We start from the raw sequence: 16284 nt of genomic DNA, 5'->3' as shown, positions 1-16284 counted from the left end.
CTGCCAGAGGAACCCGTTCTTCCGAATGTGGACAGGTCAGGGGGCCCGCACCGGGCACTGAGCCCGGCCACCGCCCCCACCGGCCCGCACATCCGCACCGGATTCCAGTAGCCCCCGGCGGGAAGGCCCGCCGCCGGCGCGCCAACGACGTCGCGGGGGCCGGAGGCGTAGGTCAAATTCACGGTTGTTTCCCGCCAATCACCACGGCGAAACACCTTCCGCGATGTGACTTACGCGACGGATCACCGGCCCGGCCTGCATCCGCGGGTCCCGGAGGCGTAGCCTTTATTCCCGCTGTCCATCACCTTGTGAGAAGCGGAAGAGGGCGGTTACCGCCGTGTCGCCACAGTCCCCCAGTAACTCGACGAGCATCTCGACCGAGCCGGTCGGCCAAGGCAAGCAGGGCTCCGACCCTGCCGCTGCCTTCGGCGCGAACGAATGGCTCGTGGACGAGATCTACCAGCAGTACCTCCAGGACCCGAATTCGGTCGATCGTGCCTGGTGGGACTTCTTCGCCGACTACAAGCCGGGCAGTGCCCCGGCGCGTACGAGCACGGACGGCGCCGCGGCGCCCGCGACCCCGGCCCCGGCACCAGCCCCCCAGGCCGCCCCCGCGCCGCAGCAGGCCCCCGCCCCGCAGGCGCAGGCCGCCCCGGCCCCCGCGCAGGCCGCCCCGGCTCCCGCGCAGCCGAAGCCGGCCGCCGCGGCGAAGCCCGCGCCCGCCGCGAAGACCCCGGCGCAGCCGCAGCCCTCCGCGAAGCCGGCCGAGTCCGCCGCGGCGGGCCCCGAGTTCGTGACGCTGCGCGGCCCCTCCGCCGCCGTGGCGAAGAACATGAACGCCTCGCTGGAGCTGCCGACCGCCACCTCGGTGCGCGCGGTGCCCGTGAAGCTGCTCTTCGACAACCGCATCGTGATCAACAACCACCTCAAGCGGGCCCGGGGCGGGAAGATCTCCTTCACGCACCTCATCGGCTACGCGATGGTGCAGGCGATCAAGGCGATGCCGTCGATGAACAACTCGTTCACGACGAAGGACGGCAAGCCCACCCTCGTCAAGCCCGAGCACGTCAACCTCGGTCTCGCCATCGACCTGGTCAAGCCGAACGGCGACCGGCAGCTCGTGGTCGCGGCGATCAAGAAGGCCGAGACGCTCAACTTCTTCGAGTTCTGGCAGGCGTACGAGGACATCGTCCGCCGCGCCCGGGACAACAAGCTGACGATGGACGACTTCTCCGGCGTCACCGTCTCGCTCACCAACCCCGGCGGCATCGGCACCGTCCACTCGGTGCCGCGCCTCATGCCCGGTCAGGCGGTGATCATGGGCGTCGGCGCCATGGAGTACCCGGCCGAGTTCCAGGGCACCTCGCAGGACACCCTGAACAAGCTGGGCATCTCCAAGGTGATGACCCTCACCTCGACGTACGACCACCGCGTCATCCAGGGCGCGGCCTCGGGCGAGTTCCTGCGCATCGTCGCGAACCTGCTGCTCGGCGAGAACGACTTCTACGACGAGGTCTTCAAGGCGCTGCGCATCCCGTACGAGCCGATCCGCTGGAACCGCGACATCGACGCCTCGCACGACGACGACGTCACCAAGGCCGCCCGCGTCTTCGAGCTGATCCACTCCTACCGGGTCCGCGGCCACGTCATGGCCGACACCGACCCGCTGGAGTACCACCAGCGCAAGCACCCCGACCTCGACATCACCGAGCACGGGCTCACGCTGTGGGACCTGGAGCGCGAGTTCGCGGTCGGCGGTTTCGCGGGCAAGACGATGATGAGGCTGCGCGACGTCCTCGGCGTGCTGCGCGACTCGTACTGCCGCACCATCGGCATCGAGTTCATGCACATCCAGGACCCCAAGCAGCGCAACTGGATTCAGGACCGGGTCGAGCGCGGCGCCACCACCGCCAAGCCCGAACGCGAGGAGCAGCTCCGCATCCTGCGCCGCCTCAACGCGGCCGAGGCCTTCGAGACCTTCCTCCAGACGAAGTACGTCGGCCAGAAGCGCTTCTCGCTGGAGGGCGGCGAGTCCGTCATCCCGCTGCTCGACGCCGTGCTCGACGCGGCCGCCGAGTCGCGCCTCGACGAGGTCGTCATCGGCATGGCCCACCGCGGCCGCCTCAACGTCCTCGCCAACATCGTCGGCAAGTCGTACGCGCAGATCTTCCGCGAGTTCGAGGGCAACCTCGACCCGAAGTCGATGCACGGCTCCGGTGACGTCAAGTACCACCTGGGCGCCGAGGGCACCTTCACGGGCCTCGACGGCGAGCAGATCAAGGTCAACCTCGCCGCGAACCCCTCGCACCTGGAGACCGTCGACCCGGTCATCGAGGGCATCGCGCGCGCCAAGCAGGACATCATCAACAAGGGCGGCACCGACTTCACCGTGCTGCCCGTCGCGCTCCACGGCGACGCGGCCTTCGCGGGCCAGGGCGTCGTCGCGGAGACGCTCAACATGTCGCAGCTGCGCGGCTACCGCACCGGCGGCACCGTGCACGTCGTCATCAACAACCAGGTGGGCTTCACCGCTCCCCCGGAGTCGGCCCGCTCCTCGATGTACGCCACGGACGTGGCCCGCATGATCGAGGCGCCGGTCTTCCACGTGAACGGCGACGACCCCGAGGCCGTCGTCCGCGTCGCGCGGCTCGCCTTCGAGTTCCGTCAGGCGTTCAACAAGGACGTCGTGATCGACCTCATCTGCTACCGCCGCCGCGGGCACAACGAGTCGGACAACCCCGGCTTCACGCAGCCGCTCATGTACGACCTCATCGACAAGAAGCGCTCGGTGCGCAAGCTCTACACCGAGTCCCTCATCGGCCGGGGCGACATCACGCTGGAAGAGGCGGAGCAGGCGCTCCAGGACTTCCAGGGGCAGCTGGAGAAGGTCTTCACGGAGGTCCGCGAGGCCACCACGACGCCCGGCGAGACCGAGGTCGCGCAGCCGCAGGCCGAGTTCCCGGTCAACGTGGACACCTCGATCTCCACCGAGGTCGTCAAGCGCATCGCCGACTCGCAGGTCAACATGCCCGAGCGGGTCACCGTGCACCCGCGGCTGCTCCCGCAGCTCCAGCGGCGCGCGGCGCAGATCGAGGAAGGCGCCATCGACTGGGGCACGGGCGAGATGCTCGCCTTCGGCTCCCTGCTCATGGAGGGCACCCCGGTCCGCCTCGCGGGCCAGGACTCGCGCCGGGGCACCTTCGGCCAGCGCCACGCGGTGCTCGTCGACCGGGTCACGGGCGAGGACTACACGCCGCTCCAGTACCTCTCCGAGGACCAGGCGCGCTTCAACGTCTACGACTCGCTCCTGAGCGAGTACGCGGCGATGGGCTTCGAGTACGGCTACTCGCTCGCCCGCCCCGAGGCGCTGGTGCTGTGGGAGGCGCAGTTCGGCGACTTCATCAACGGCGCGCAGACGATCATCGACGAGTACATCTCGGCCGCCGAGCAGAAGTGGGGCCAGACCTCCGGCGTCACGCTGCTCCTGCCGCACGGCTACGAGGGCCAGGGCCCGGACCACTCCTCGGCCCGCATCGAGCGCTTCCTCCAGCTGTGCGCGCAGAAGAGCATGACGGTCGCGATGCCGACGCTCCCGTCGAACTACTTCCACCTGCTGCGCTGGCAGGTCCACAACCCGCACCACAAGCCGCTCGTCGTCTTCACGCCGAAGTCGATGCTGCGCCTGAAGGCGGCGACCTCGAAGGCCGAGGAGTTCACCTCGGGCCAGTTCCGCCCCGTCATCGGCGACGCCACGGCGGACCCGGCGAAGGTCCGCAAGATCGTCCTGTGCTCCGGGAAGGTCTACTACGACCTGGAGGCCGAGCGGACCAAGCGGGGCGCGGACGACACCGCGATCATCCGCCTGGAGCGGCTCTACCCGCTGCCCGGCGCCGAGATCCAGGCCGAGTTCGCGAAGTACCCGAACGCGGAGAAGTTCCTGTGGGCCCAGGAGGAGCCGGCGAACCAGGGTGCCTGGCCGTTCATCGCGCTCAACCTGATCGACCACATCGACCTCTCGGTCGGCGCGGCGCTCCCCCACGGCCAGCGACTGCGGCGCATCTCCCGCCCGCACTCCTCCTCCCCGGCGGTGGGCTCGGCGAAGCGACACCAGCAGGAGCAGGCACAGCTCGTGGCGGAGGTCTTCGACGCCTGAGGCGCCCGAGGCGCGGAAGCGTCCGAGCGCGCTGACTGCTTGAGCGGGAAGGCCCCGTTCCCACCGGAGACGGTGGGGGCGGGGCCTTCTGTCGTGCGTGCGGGAGACGTCGCCCGGTCGTGTCCGCCGGTGTCAGACGGTTCCCGGCGGGGGCGGGGCGGGCGACTCCTCGTGCTGCGGGGCGGCTGTCTCCTCGCCGGCCTCCGCCCCGGTGAGCGCGGGGACCGTACGGCCCGGGGCCCAGCGGAAGGTGAGCTGGAGCTGTGCCTCCGCGGTGGACTTGGCGAGGCCGATCGTGCCCCCGGCCTCGACACGGATGGCGAGCTGGAGTTCGACCTCCTCGGGGCGCACCGCGCGGCCGAGCGCGTTGAAGCGGGCCGCGGCCTGGCGGGCGCAGCGCTCGGCGAGGTCGAGGGCGTCGCCGTAGGAGTCGCGGACGACGGTGCCGACCCGTTGCGCGCCGTTGCCCCGCGCCCGTACGTCGTCCCACAGGCCGTCGTTCTCGCGTTGCCCGGGCACCCCGGTGTCGACGAAGATCGGAATGTCCTCGTCCGGTGCGCTCCCCTGCCCGGCCTCTTCCGCCATGTCCTCCCCCTCGCCCCGCCCGCCGCACCTGTCTCAACTTCATTATTCCGCAGCGGAGTTGACTCTCATGCCCGCGCGGGAGAACGACGAGGCGGCGAAGGCCCCGGGCCGCCGTCCGCGCCCCGGGGCCTTCGCCGCGCTCCGTCAGGTCGTCTGCGGCTCGAAGTCCCAGAAGGGGCGCTGCCGGGAGCGGGCCGAGACGGTGTGGACGTGCTGCGGGCCGAGCGTCTGGGCGAGGTCGTCGAGCGCGGCCGACTCCTCCTTGTCGGCGGCCTCGCGCTTGCGCAGGGCGCGCAGGTCGGCGGCGTGCGCGATACGGGCGCTGAGGGTGAGCGGGTGCGTACGGCCGAGGGACTCGGCGGCCTGCACCGCGGTCTTCGCCGTGAGGCGTTCCGCGCTCTCGACGTCACCGAGGACATTGCGGATCGCGGCGGTGTTGACGGCGCAGCCGAGGGACCACGGGTGCCAGACGCCGACCGCGCGCTCCATCGTGACGAGCGCCTCCTCGCTCATCTCCAGCGCCTGTTCGCGCTCGCCCAGGTTGCGCAGGATGAGGGCGAGATTGCCGCGCACCCCGGCGGTGTACGGGTGCGCGTCGCCGAGGGTCCTGCGGTACGAGAGGTCCACGCGCTCGCCGGTCCTGCGCGCCTCGTCGATGTCCCCGTGCTCGCGCAGGTAGGAGCTGAGGCTCGCGAGGAAGAGGAGCGTGGTGGGGTGCCGGCCGCCGATGACGCGTTCGCAGCGTTCGACGACGGAGGCGAGCGCGACCCCGGCCTCCTGCCGCTGGCCCTGGCGGTAGCGGCCCATGGCGAGCCCGAACTCGGCCCGCAGGGTCTGCGGGTGGTCGCCGCCCATGACGAGCTGGTTCTCGCGGACGCTCATCTCCAGGTTGGAGCACGCTTCCTCGTTGCGCCCGAGCAGGCGCAGGTCGGTCGCGTACGAGATCTCGGAGAACAGGGTCCAGGGGTGCCGCCTGGCGAGCAGCCTGCGGCGGTCCTCCAGGATGCGCCGGTCGATCGCGAGGGCGCCCTCGTAGTCGCCGAGGAGCCGGAGCGAGGCGGCGACGTTGTTCTGCGCGCTGAGGTAGCGGGAGTCCTCGGGGCCGACGAGTTCGCGGTAGGTGTCGGCGAGCCAGAGGGAGAGTTCCCTGGCCTCCTCGAAGCGGCCGAGCCCGCGCAGGTCGGCGGCGAGTCCGCCGGCCGCGCGCAGGTGGTCGAGGTCCTCCTCGCCCTTGGTGCGGCGCAGGAACTCGACGGCGGGGCGCTCGATCCGCTCGGTGGGGCCGTACTCGCCGAGGGTGCGCAGCACGTTGGCGTAGTGGTGGGTGACGTCCCAGACCCTGGGGTGCTCGGCGCCGAGGACCTCGCGCCAGGTCTCCAGGGCGCGCTGCCCGAAGGTCCGCCCGGCGTCGTACTCGCCCGAGAGGTACATGTACCGCAGGCAGTTGAGGACGAGGCGCTGGACGTCGGCGTCCGTGCTGTGCAGGACGTCGGCGTACTTGAGGTGGGGGACGATCTCGGCGTAGCGGGGCCAGTTGCGGGTGTCGGTGGGGCGGCCGGGGTCGGCGAGCGCGAGAGCGCGCCGCACCGTGTCGGCGAGACCGACGCCCTCCTCCGCCGAGATGTCGCTGTGCACGATTTGATGGACCATTCGGTGCAGGTAGAGGGATTCTCCGGACTGGGCGTCCTCGGTGGCCCCTTCGTGGGACTCCAGGCGGACGACCGAGTACTGACGCAACTGGTTGACGGCCCTGTTCCAGCGGAGCGGGTCGTTGAGCAGGCCGACGAGCTGTTCCGGTACGCCCTTCGCGGGCAGGTCCCGCAGGAACCACACGGGGATGAGCCCGGGGGCGAAGTACGTGCACAGACGCAGCAGGTCGATGGACTCGGGCACGGTGTCCCGCAGCCGGTTGAGCAGTATGCTCCACGCGGTCTGGAAGGCCGCGGGGAAGTCGGCGGAGACCTTGACGACGCTCGTGTCGCCGCCCTCCTCCAGCAGTTCGATGTACTGCTCGATGGAGATGTCCGAGTCGTTGAGCCAGCCGGCCGCCTGGTCGAGGACGAGGGGCATGTCGCCGAGGGCCTCGGCGAGCCGGTCCGCCTCCGCCTCGTCGAGGCGGGGCGCGCGGCGGCGGATGAAGGCGACGGACTCGTCGCGCGCGTAGACCGGCACGTCGAGCAGGCGGCTGTTGTGCTGGCTCCAGTCGGTGTTGCGGGAGCTGATCAGGACGTGCCCGGGCCCGGTCGGGAGCAGGTCCCAGACCTCCTCGGGCTCGTCGGCGCCGTCGACGACGATGAGCCACTTGGCGTACGGGTCGCCGCGCCGCAGCGCGTCGAGCGCGGCGCGCAGCCGCTCGCCGTACTCGTCGCCCGTGCGCAGGCCGAGCGCGGTGGAGAGTTCGGCGAGGCCGCGCCGGTAGGTGCCGCGGTTCTCCGCGCTGATCCACCACACGACGTCGTACTCGGAGCCGAAGCGGTAGACGTACTCGGCGGCGAGCTGGGTCTTGCCGACCCCGGACATGCCGTTGAGGGTGAGGACGCCCGCGCCCTCGCCGGCCTCCGAGAGGTAGTGGTACGCCTCGTTGAGGAGGGTCTCGCGGCCCGTGAAGCGGGTGTTGCGGCGCGGGACGGCGCCCCAGACCTCGGGGGTGTCGAGGGGGAACCGGGGGCCCGGGGTCGCGTTGACGCGGGTGGGGAGGCGGTCGCTCGGCAGGCCGAGGGCGAGCAGGACGCGGCGCTCGGCCTCGCGCTCCCCGATCCCGGTCAGCTCGGAGGGGGCGAGCGCCGTGGTCGCGGTGGGCAGGGCGCCGCTCGCGACGCTCACCGCGGCGAAGCGCGCGCGGTGCGGCGGGACGACGTTGCGCAGCGCGGTGTTCCACTCGGACGCGGTGCGGGGGCCGAGCTGGAAGTACCAGTCACTGAGGATCAGGAGGACCTTGCCGGGGGCGAGCACCAGATCGGCGAAGCTCGTCTCCAGGCTCTCGGTGACCGGAGGGTCCCAGCGCTGGAAGGACACCTGGTATCCGCGCAGGTTGAGGCGGTGACCGATCCAGGCCGCCCAGGCGCGGTTGAAGCCGGCGAAGCTGATCGTGATCGGCTGCGCGGCCAGCGGCCGGCCGGCACCACCGCTCGTGCCTGTCCCCGTTGTCATACGACACCCTCCCGGCTGCGTCCCGGCCCCGCGGCGCCGGGCCCCTCGCATGCCCCGCGATGGTCACACCGCGGGTGGTTCGATTCCACTCAACGTACCGTGTGCTGAAGCTTTTTCACGAGCCGTCAGGAGCCTTGCCCGGCACCTTTCCCCGCGGTTCGCCCGAACGCGTGAACGGCACTCCGGTCCCGCTCCCTGCGCCACGCCGCGCGCTTCGTGTCGACGTAGGCGCGGGCCCGCGCGAGGTGTCCGGCGGGCGGCTCGACGCGGGACAGCTCGATGTGCACGGCGACCATCCCGTCGGCGAAGGCACGGCCCCCGGGGGTGAGCGCCTCGGAGCCCACGAGCGGGGGCAGCGCGGCGGCCACCATCTCGTGGCAGCGCGTGTGCTCCGCCCAGGCGTGTTCGCGTTCGGGTCCCTCGGGGCCGCCGAGCGCGTACGCCTGCCACCAGTGGGCGAGGGCGAGGTGGCTGTAGACGCCCTGGAGGAGGCCGTCGAAGGGGCGCGGGTCGGGGCGCCAGGGGGCGAAGTAGACCGCGGCGGGGCCCGCCTCGTGGAGGTGGGTCAGTTCGCCGAGCGCGGAGAGCTTGGCGTGGCCGAGTTCGTGGACGAGGAGCGCGGCGAAGGCGACGGGGCTCGGCGGGACGCTCGCGAGGACGACGCCGAAGGCGTCCTTGCGGGTCGCGCTGCAACTGCCCCCGGCGGGGTCGCCCGCGCGGCTCGTCGGGGTGCGCAGCGGGACGAGGGAGTGGAGCAGCTTCGTGGCCTCGGTAAGCCGGTGCGGTCCGCCGAGCGCGAGGAGCGGCGCGGTGCCCGTCCAGCTCTCGTACCAGGGTTTGCGGCTCGCGTCGTCGAGGGTCACGGGTGCGCTCAGGGAGTGGTGGCGCACTCCCGGCGCGGCGCGGTAGGGCCCGGTGTCGTCGAGCGGCACCGGGCGGGCGCCGGGCACGAGCGGGGGCAGGGAGTGCGGCGGGAGCCAGTCGGCGTCGGCGGACCAGGCGCTGTGCCCCGGGCGGGTGTAGACGGTGACGCGCCTCTCGCCGCGGGGCGTGAGCCGTATCGCGCCCTCGCTGTGCGCCGCCGCGACGCGTACGGGCCGGGTGCCGGGGACGCGCAGGGCGCCGATCCCGGGGAGGGCGAGGGCGCCGTCGTGAGCGGTGAGCTCCGCGGTGACGGGGAGTCCCGCGGCGACGGCGGCGGCGAAGGCGAGGGCGCTGAAGTGCGCGAGGCCGAGGTCGCGGTCGCCGGGGGCGGGGTCGCGGGCGGTGACGGCGGCGAGGGTCTGGCGGGCCCAGGGGCCGGTGAGGGGGTGCAGGAGCAGGGAGCGCACGTGCGCCGCGGCCTCGGGGCTCTCGGCCTCGGCCGCCTCCAGGAGGGCCCAGTCGGCGGCGGCGCGGCGGCGTTCGGCGGGCGCGACGCGGGCCGCGGCGGCGTCGGTGACGGTGTCGAGCAGCGCCCGCAGCAGGAGGAGCCTGCGGTTGGCCTGGTCGTGGACGAGGTGGTCGAGCGTCGCCTCACCGCCCTCGGTCCTGGCGAGTTCGCTCAGCACGGAGGGCGGGACGAGGGACGGAAGGACGGAGGGGCCCGAAGGCGGTACGGACGGCGGGACGGCGCGCGTCATCGGCTGGCTCCTGGGACGGGTGCCGGTCGCGGCTCGCCGGGCGCTCCCCGCGCCGCCCGGTCCAGGGCGACCGCCACGTGGCGGATGAACTTCTTCAGGTCGGCGCAGTACACCGAGGGGTTGGCGAAGCCGTCGCCCTCGCGGTAGCGGTGCGCGTAGTGCCCGCCGCCGCAGACCGTGAGCAGCGGGCAGGCACGGCACTGGGCGGCGAGCGCGGCGGCGCCCGACTGACGGGCGCGGACGCCGGGGTGGCCGAGTGCGGTGTCGAAGGAGTGGGCGAAGACGTCGAGCCCGGTGGCCGCGGCGCCCTCGTAGGCGGATTTGAGGGAGTCGACCTGCTCGATGGCGCCGTCCGTCTCGACGACGACGGCGGTGAAGGGGTCGAGACCGAGGGACTCGGTGGCGGCGGGGCGGCCGAGGAGGAGGGCGAGGCACTCCTCGAAGAGCCGTATCCGGGTGGTGCGGCGCGGGGCCTGCCACCAGGCGTCGAAGACGGCGCACAGCCAGTCGGCGTACGGGGTCGGCCCGCCGTCCGGGCCTCGCGCGGCGTCGATGCCGGGCGGCGGGCTCGACCAGTTGCCGTGCGGGAGGAGCAGGTCGAGGGCGGGCGGTCCCAGGGCGAGGAGCGAGGTGTACAACTCGACGGGGTCCGTGAGCGGGTCGACGACGGTGAGGATGCCCGCGTACGCCTCGGGGTGCGCGGCGAGGAGGCGGGCCGCGCCGCGCGCGGCGCGGAAGGAGGGGCGCCCGGCGTGGTCGACGCGCTGCCTGTTGTGCGCGGCCCTGCCGCCGTCGAGGCTCAGCCCCACGCGGATGCCCGCCGCGCCGAGCGTGCGCAGGGCCGCCTCGGTCAGGAGGGTCCCGTTGGTCTGCACGGTGACGTGCGCCTCGCACCCGGCGGGGACGGCGGCGCGGACCTGTTCCGCGAGCGCGACGAGCGGTCCCGCGCCGCCGAGCAGGGGCTCCCCGCCGTGCAGCACGAGCGAGACGGCGGGCAGCGCGTGCGCCGCCGCGTGCTCGCCGATGCGCCGCGCGGTCCGGGCGCGCACCTCGGGCGAGGCGGTGGCGGGGCGGGCCCGCCAGCTGGTGTCGGGGCCCTCGTAGAGGTAGCAGTAGCGGCAGGCGAGATTGCACCTGCTGTGCGTCTTGAGGATGAACTGCCGGAAGGGATACGGGGCTTCGCCCGCTCCCCCGCTGCCGTACCGGTGCCCGCGGCCCGGCGCGGAGGGGGTTCTCGCTCGCACTGCTCGCTCCCCCAGGTCCGGTCGAGGGGCGGTCCCGTGCCCCGTGTGGTGGGTCTCCCGCTCGCCGCCGAGGGCGAAACCTCGTACGGGCCCGATGTCCTGTTCGCCGCGCCGCCCGGCCGAAAGCGGGAGCCCGCCCGGGACCGGGTGCCCGTCCAGCCGGGCACCCGGCGGCCGTCACGGTGAACTCGCCGCTCACATCGCGTTGTTGAACCCCCACAGCATCTCGCTCGAACTCCCGGCGCGCTCGCGGAGCCCGTCGAGCACCTCGTTGAGGACCGGGTGGTCGAGAGCGCGCAGGGCGCGCAGGTCGAGAGTGGTGAGGTCGGGGAGCGCCTCGGCCTGGCCGGGTGCTCCGCTGCTGTCGTGCGTCATGAGGTCCCCCTCGTCGATGCGGCTCGGTGCGGAGCGGGACGGCGCTGTCCCGGACCCGGGCGGCCCGGCCCGCCCCGTCCCGGAAGGCGGCGGCGCGCGGCACGGTCCCCGCGCGTCCGTCGGCCCGGCGCGTCCGTCGGCCCGGCGGCGCGCGTGCCGGTCAGTTCGCGGGACCGTTCGCCAGGTCCTCCAGCTCCTGGGCGGTCTGCCGGGGGGTGGGTTCGCCCATGGCCTCCATGCCCGTTGGCAAGCGTTTCCATTCCTCCAGGGCGGCGAGGTAGGCACCGCGGGCCGCGCGCGGCTGGGCGGCGCCCGCGTAGTCGCGGCCCAGCCAGTGGTGGGCCTGGGCGGTGCGCGAGACCGCCGTGGCGCGGTCGCGGTCGTTCGTGGCCTCCTCCTGGGCACGACGCCCGGCGCGGGCGGCGGCGCGGAAGACGTCGGCGGCCTCGCCGTACCTGGCGAGGCGGCTCGCGCCCGTCGCGGCGAGCAGGAGGCACTGCCCCCACTCCAGGTGCGCGGTCGCCGCCGGGAGCGGCTCGCGGGTGCGGCGGGCGGCGAGGCCGAGGTGGAACTCGGCCTCGCGCAGGTCGACGCGGTCGCCCGTGAGGTGGTGGCGGTGGACGAGGGCGCGGCCGAGGAGAAGCTCGCGGTGCGGCGCCGCGCTGTGCCGGCTGCCCGTCTCGGTGAGGCAGCTGCGCAGTACCTGGACGGCGCGGTTGGCCCGGGCGAGCCGGGCCGCCGGATCGCCGTCGCCGAGGCGGGCGCGGTCCAGGAGGGTCTGGCCCCACTCGGCGAGGAGGCGCGCGTGTGCCGCGCTGTCGCGCGGGATTCCGGGCACCGCCTGCCCGAAGTGCTCGGCGGCGGCGTCGAGTTCGGCAGGGTCGCCGTTCTCGGCGTAGCGGGCCCGGTGCAGGCGCGCGGTGCGGGCGAGGAGTTCGCTGCGGTGGCGGGCGCGGGCCCCGGGGAGTGCGAGGGCGAGCCTGCGGGCGGCCTCGGCGAGTCCTTCGGGGCCCGAGGCGAGGAGGGCGTCGACGAGGTCGAGGACGACGGCGGGCCGGTCCTCGGGGCGCAGCGCCGACTCGTCGTGCGCCGGGGGTGCGACGTCGAGCGCGGTGCGCAGCGAGTGCGCGGCGCGGCGGGCGCGGACGCGCGCGTCGGCTCCGGCACCCGTGAGCCCGGCGAGGCGCAGGAGGAGCCGTCCGTGGGCGAGGGCGAGCAGGGCCGGGACCTCCTCCTCGCCCGCGCGCGCGTCGGCGAGCGCTTCGAGCATCCCGACGCCGCTCTGGAGCAGCGAGCTGTCCCCGCTGACGCGGAACTGGCTCTCCAGGACACCGACCCGTTCCAGGGTGAGCCGCAGGGCGTGCGCGGGGTCGAGCCCCGGCGCGGCGCAGGCGGCCGCGTACTCGCGTTCGGCGGCGCGCAGCAGGTCGAGCGCCTCGCCCCGGGAGCCCTGGCGGCGCGCGTCCTCGGCGAGGGCGGCGAGGACCTGGGCGAGGACGGCGCGGTGCGCGGGCGCGCGCGAGGCGGCGACGGCGGCCTCGGCGTGGCCGCGCGCCTCCTGGAGCATCGCCTCGCCGCGCTCGACCCGCCACAGCCGCAGCAGGGTCGCGGCGCAGGTGGCGAGGAGTTCGGGTGCGGGCTGTTGCTGCTGGCGTACGGCGCTGCGCAGGAGCTGGGCCGCGTCCATGAGGGACTGGACCATGCCGTGCCGCTCGTACTCGGCGACGAGTCCGTCCGCCGCGCCGAGCGCGGGGTGCGGCAGGCCGCTGTCGTCGGCGGGAAGGGGTGACACGGGCAGGAACCGCCTGAGCACTTCGGCGGCGACCTCGGCGAAGGGCTGCGGTACGCCCTCGGGGCGGCGCGCGGCGGACTCCTCCTCGTCCCCCGCACCCTCGTACCCCGCCCCCGCGTCCCCCGCCTCCTCGTAGGCCGCGTCCCCCGCGCCCGCGTACCCCTCGCCACCGGGGCCCGGCAGCCGGTCCCGTCCGGTGGGGGGCGGCAGCGCCGGTCCTCCGTCGAGCTGGGCGAGGGCGAGCGCCGGGAAGTTCGGGCCGCCCTTGCCGAAGTGCTGGGTGACGTACTCGGAGCAGTGCTTGAGGATGAGCGCGGCCTCGTCCCTGCCGAGTGGCCCGAGGAGCGCCTCGCGCACGCCGGGCGCGAAGGCGTACCAGGGCCCCGTCGCGGGGTCCTCCTCGCTCTGCTTGAGGAGCCCGCCGAGGAGTACTTCGGCGAGTTCGGCGGGCCCCGAGCCGGGCAGCATGGTGCGCTGCACGAGCTGCATGACGGGCAGCGAGAGCGGCGCCGCGGCGAGGTGGGTCGCGAGGCGCCCCGCGAGTGGCGAGGCGGCGGCGCGGAAGCGGCTCACGCGCTGGAGCGCGGGGACCTCGGCGCTGCGCGCCGGTGCCGCCCCGGCGGGCTGGTCGGCGCGCACCCAGCCGATCGCCCCGGTGACGGCGGCGCCGCCGCGCCCCGTCATGAGCCGCGCCCACGAGGCGAGCGCGGCGGGGACGGGCGGGACGACGGGGACGGGCAGGGCCTCGGGCGAGGGGGGCGTGGTGCGTTCCGCGACCTGGAGCCGTCCGGTGCCGGTGCGGGTGAGGCGGCCGAAGACGACGGGGAGCCTGGTGCGGTTCCACAGGCGCTGCGGGAGCGGCTGGAGGACGGAGACGGGTCCCGAGCGGGCGAGGCGGTGCAGCAGCCGGTGGCCCTGCCCGGTGCGCCACAGCTCGCCCGCGCAGTCGCTCACGACGAGCGTGAGGCTGCGCCCAGTGGGGTCGGCGAGGCGTTCGGGGGCGTAGCGGGGGCCTCCGCCCGGCGCGGCGGCGAGGGCGAGCGGCGCGCTCGCGTCGGGGCCCTCGTGGAGGTAGTGGCAGCGGATGCCGGCGAAGGCGCCGAGCTGCGAGAAGACCTGCCGCAGCTCCTCGAACATCCGCTCCCACACGCGCATCGAGGGGGAGGCGTCGAGGACGAGGTGGAGGGTCGCCTCGCGGCGCTCGACGGTGCGGTAGACGGGGAGGACGAGGCCGCCCGCGCGCGCGGAGAGTTCGGCGGTCGCGGTCTCGTCGAGCACCTTGCGCCGCCGGGTGCCCGCGGTGCGGAAGCGTTGGAGGGGGCGCAGGGCGCGCTGGAGGTCGAGCGTGGAGCCGAAGGCGGGCGCGGCGGGCACGCCGATGCGCAGCCCCCGGCCCGGCGCGAGGTCGCCGACGGCGAAGGCCGAGCCCCCGGCCGGGCCGAGGCGCGCGGCGGACCCGTCCGTCCCCGCACCGCGCCCGGCGTAGAGCCCGACGGTCCCGTCGGCCCGCGGCACACCGTGCGACGGCGTCTCCTCGGGCGGCGCGGGCGGCGACGGCGGTACGGGTCCCGGTGGCGGGGGGACGGGCGGGGCCTCGCGCGTCGGGGTGCCCCGCTCCCCCGTACCGCCCTCGCCCGGGGCCCCGCCCATGCGGCCCGCGAGCCACAGCGCGTCGCCGAGCTGTTCGGCGTCGGGGTCGAGCCCCGCGGTGCGCAGGGTGAGGACGAAGGAGGAGAGGGGAGACGGGGCGGGGGCGGCGCGCGGTGCCCGGGGCGTGCCGTCGGGCTGGGCGGGGTCCGCGAACCCCGGCGGGTCACCGGCGGCGCGCGGTGCGTCGGCCTCCCTCGGTTCGCCGGCGGCGCGCGGTGTGTCGGCGGCGCGCGGTGTGTCGGCCGCCCTCCGTTCACCGGCCGCCCTCGGTTCACCCGGTGCGGAGCCGGTCCCCCACCGCGTTCCCCCGCCTTGCGGCGCGTCCCCCGTGGTGTGCCGCCCCGTCGTCCCGGACTCCGCCCCGCGATCCCCGATCGGCTCGGGCCCGGCCCCCTGGCCTTCCCTCGGCAGGTGGCCCGGGCCCGCCCCGTGTCCCCGTGCGGCGTCCCGTCCGGCGCGGGGGAGCGGGCGCGGCAGCGGGCCGGGGCCGGTCTGGCCCTCGGCGTGGTCGTCCCCGTGGTGCGGCAGGGCGGCGAAGTCGCGCATCGGGGTCACCTCGGGCGGTCGAGTCGCTGGATGAGGAGCTCGGCGAGGCGGTCGCGGTCGAGCCCGGGGGCCGCGCCGGTGAGGTGGATGGCGTTGAGGAGCTGGTCGGCGGCGAGGAGTTCGGTGCGCGAGCGCTCCAGGAAACGCGTGATGAGGTCGTCCGCGTCGCGCTCCCGCTCGCGGCCGAGGTGGGCGCGGACGAAGTTGGCGAGGCGCTCGTGGTCGGGGAGGCCCAGCTCCAGGTGGATGCAGCGGCGCAGGAGCGGCGCGGGGAAGTCGCGCTCCTCGTTGCTCGTGAGCACGACGAAGGGGAAGTGGGTGCAGGCGACCCTGCCGTCCTTGATCCGCACCTTGCGGCCGTCCGAGGTGAGGACCTCGGCCTCGTTGCCGGGGAGCCGGTCGGCGAGCCGCTGGAGTTCGGGGATGACGAACTCGCCCTCCTCCAGGATGTTGAGGAGGTCGTTGGGGAGGTCTATGTCGCTCTTGTCCAGCTCGTCGACGAGGAGGACGCGGGGGCGCGCGGAGGGGAGCAGCGCGGTGCCGAGCGGGCCGAGCCTGATGTAGTCGCCGATGCGCTCGGGGGCGCCTGGGCCCCCGGCCGCGGCCTCGGGGTCGTGGGCGGCGATCTGCACGTCCTGGAGGCGCGCTATCGCGTCGTAGTGGTACAGCCCGTCCTGGAGCGAGGTGCGGCTGACGATGGGCCAGCGCAGGACGTCCCCGAGGCGCAGCTCATCGGCCACGGAGTGCGCGAGGGAGCTCTTGCCGACGCCGGGGCCGCCCGTGACGAGGAGCGGGCGGCGCAGGTAGAGCGCGGCGTTGATCACTTCGAGTTCCTCGGCGCCGGGGCGCAGTGAGACGGTGTGGGCGCGGTGCGCGCCGAGCCTGCGCGTCTCGGCGCCGCCCGGCGTCTGGCTCGCGCGGTGCCGGAAGTCGCGCCAGGGCGGCGGCGCGGGGAGCCGGTCGATCCCGTCGTGGGGTTCCCCCGCGCCCCGGTAGACGAGCCATTCCCCGGCCACGGGACCGGGTTCCTCGGACACTGCGGCCTCACTCATGATCGGCTCCCTCGTCACTGGTCTGCGGCGTCGCTCGGTCGTCTCGTCTCGTCGTCGGGCCCGCCGGGGCCCCGGGTGCGGGGCGCTCCGGCCGTACGGGGCACGGGCCACACGG

At 74.5% G+C, this 16284-nt stretch carries 8 protein-coding genes; 1 reads left to right on the top strand and 7 read right to left on the bottom strand.

Annotation, left to right across the window (positions count from 1 at the left end):
* Window positions 1–337: 337 nt before the first annotated feature.
* Window positions 338–4153 (top strand): multifunctional oxoglutarate decarboxylase/oxoglutarate dehydrogenase thiamine pyrophosphate-binding subunit/dihydrolipoyllysine-residue succinyltransferase subunit, encoded by a 3816-nt coding sequence (locus ACIP4O_RS13605; protein WP_401574641.1) that lies wholly within the window; start codon window positions 338–340, stop codon window positions 4151–4153.
* A gap of 132 nt (window positions 4154–4285) precedes the next feature.
* On the opposite strand, the gene ACIP4O_RS13600 is transcribed toward ACIP4O_RS13605, so the two are convergent.
* The 7 genes from ACIP4O_RS13600 to ACIP4O_RS13570 all read right to left on the bottom strand — a co-directional run bounded on the left by ACIP4O_RS13600 (window position 4286) and on the right by ACIP4O_RS13570 (window position 16169).
* Window positions 4286–4738, bottom strand: coding sequence for a CU044_2847 family protein (locus ACIP4O_RS13600; RefSeq protein ID WP_401574640.1), 453 nt, complete (start codon window positions 4736–4738; stop codon window positions 4286–4288).
* Between the two features lie 144 nt (window positions 4739–4882).
* Window positions 4883–7888 carry an FxSxx-COOH system tetratricopeptide repeat protein gene (fxsT, locus tag ACIP4O_RS13595; protein ID WP_401574639.1) on the bottom strand — a complete coding sequence of 1002 codons (3006 nt, stop codon included), beginning with the start codon at window positions 7886–7888 and terminating at the stop codon, window positions 4883–4885.
* Window positions 7889–8013: 125 nt separating this feature from the next.
* The gene (locus ACIP4O_RS13590) at window positions 8014–9510 is read right to left on the bottom strand and encodes an aKG-HExxH-type peptide beta-hydroxylase (protein ID WP_401574638.1); all 1497 of its coding nucleotides are present in this window, start codon (window positions 9508–9510) and stop codon (window positions 8014–8016) included.
* Window positions 9507–10754 (bottom strand): FxsB family cyclophane-forming radical SAM/SPASM peptide maturase, encoded by a 1248-nt coding sequence (locus ACIP4O_RS13585; protein WP_401574637.1) that lies wholly within the window; start codon window positions 10752–10754, stop codon window positions 9507–9509. The genes ACIP4O_RS13590 and ACIP4O_RS13585 overlap by 4 nt, the downstream gene beginning before the upstream one ends.
* A 195-nt stretch (window positions 10755–10949) precedes the next feature.
* Complete coding sequence (gene fxsA, locus ACIP4O_RS13580) at window positions 10950–11129, bottom strand: FxSxx-COOH cyclophane-containing RiPP peptide (RefSeq protein ID WP_361331569.1); 180 nt, start codon at window positions 11127–11129, stop codon at window positions 10950–10952.
* Between the two features lie 160 nt (window positions 11130–11289).
* Complete coding sequence (locus ACIP4O_RS13575) at window positions 11290–15117, bottom strand: SAV_2336 N-terminal domain-related protein (protein ID WP_401574636.1); 3828 nt, start codon at window positions 15115–15117, stop codon at window positions 11290–11292.
* Window positions 15118–15122: 5 nt separating this feature from the next.
* Complete coding sequence (locus ACIP4O_RS13570; RefSeq protein ID WP_361331565.1) at window positions 15123–16169, bottom strand: MoxR family ATPase; 1047 nt, start codon at window positions 16167–16169, stop codon at window positions 15123–15125.
* Window positions 16170–16284: the final 115 nt, after the last annotated feature.

Source organism: Streptomyces sp. NPDC088923, assembly GCF_044749745.1.
Taxonomy (GTDB): Bacteria; Actinomycetota; Actinomycetes; order Streptomycetales; family Streptomycetaceae; genus Streptomyces.
Note: the sequence above shows the minus strand (reverse complement) of the source record. Positions and strands in the feature narration are given on the sequence as shown.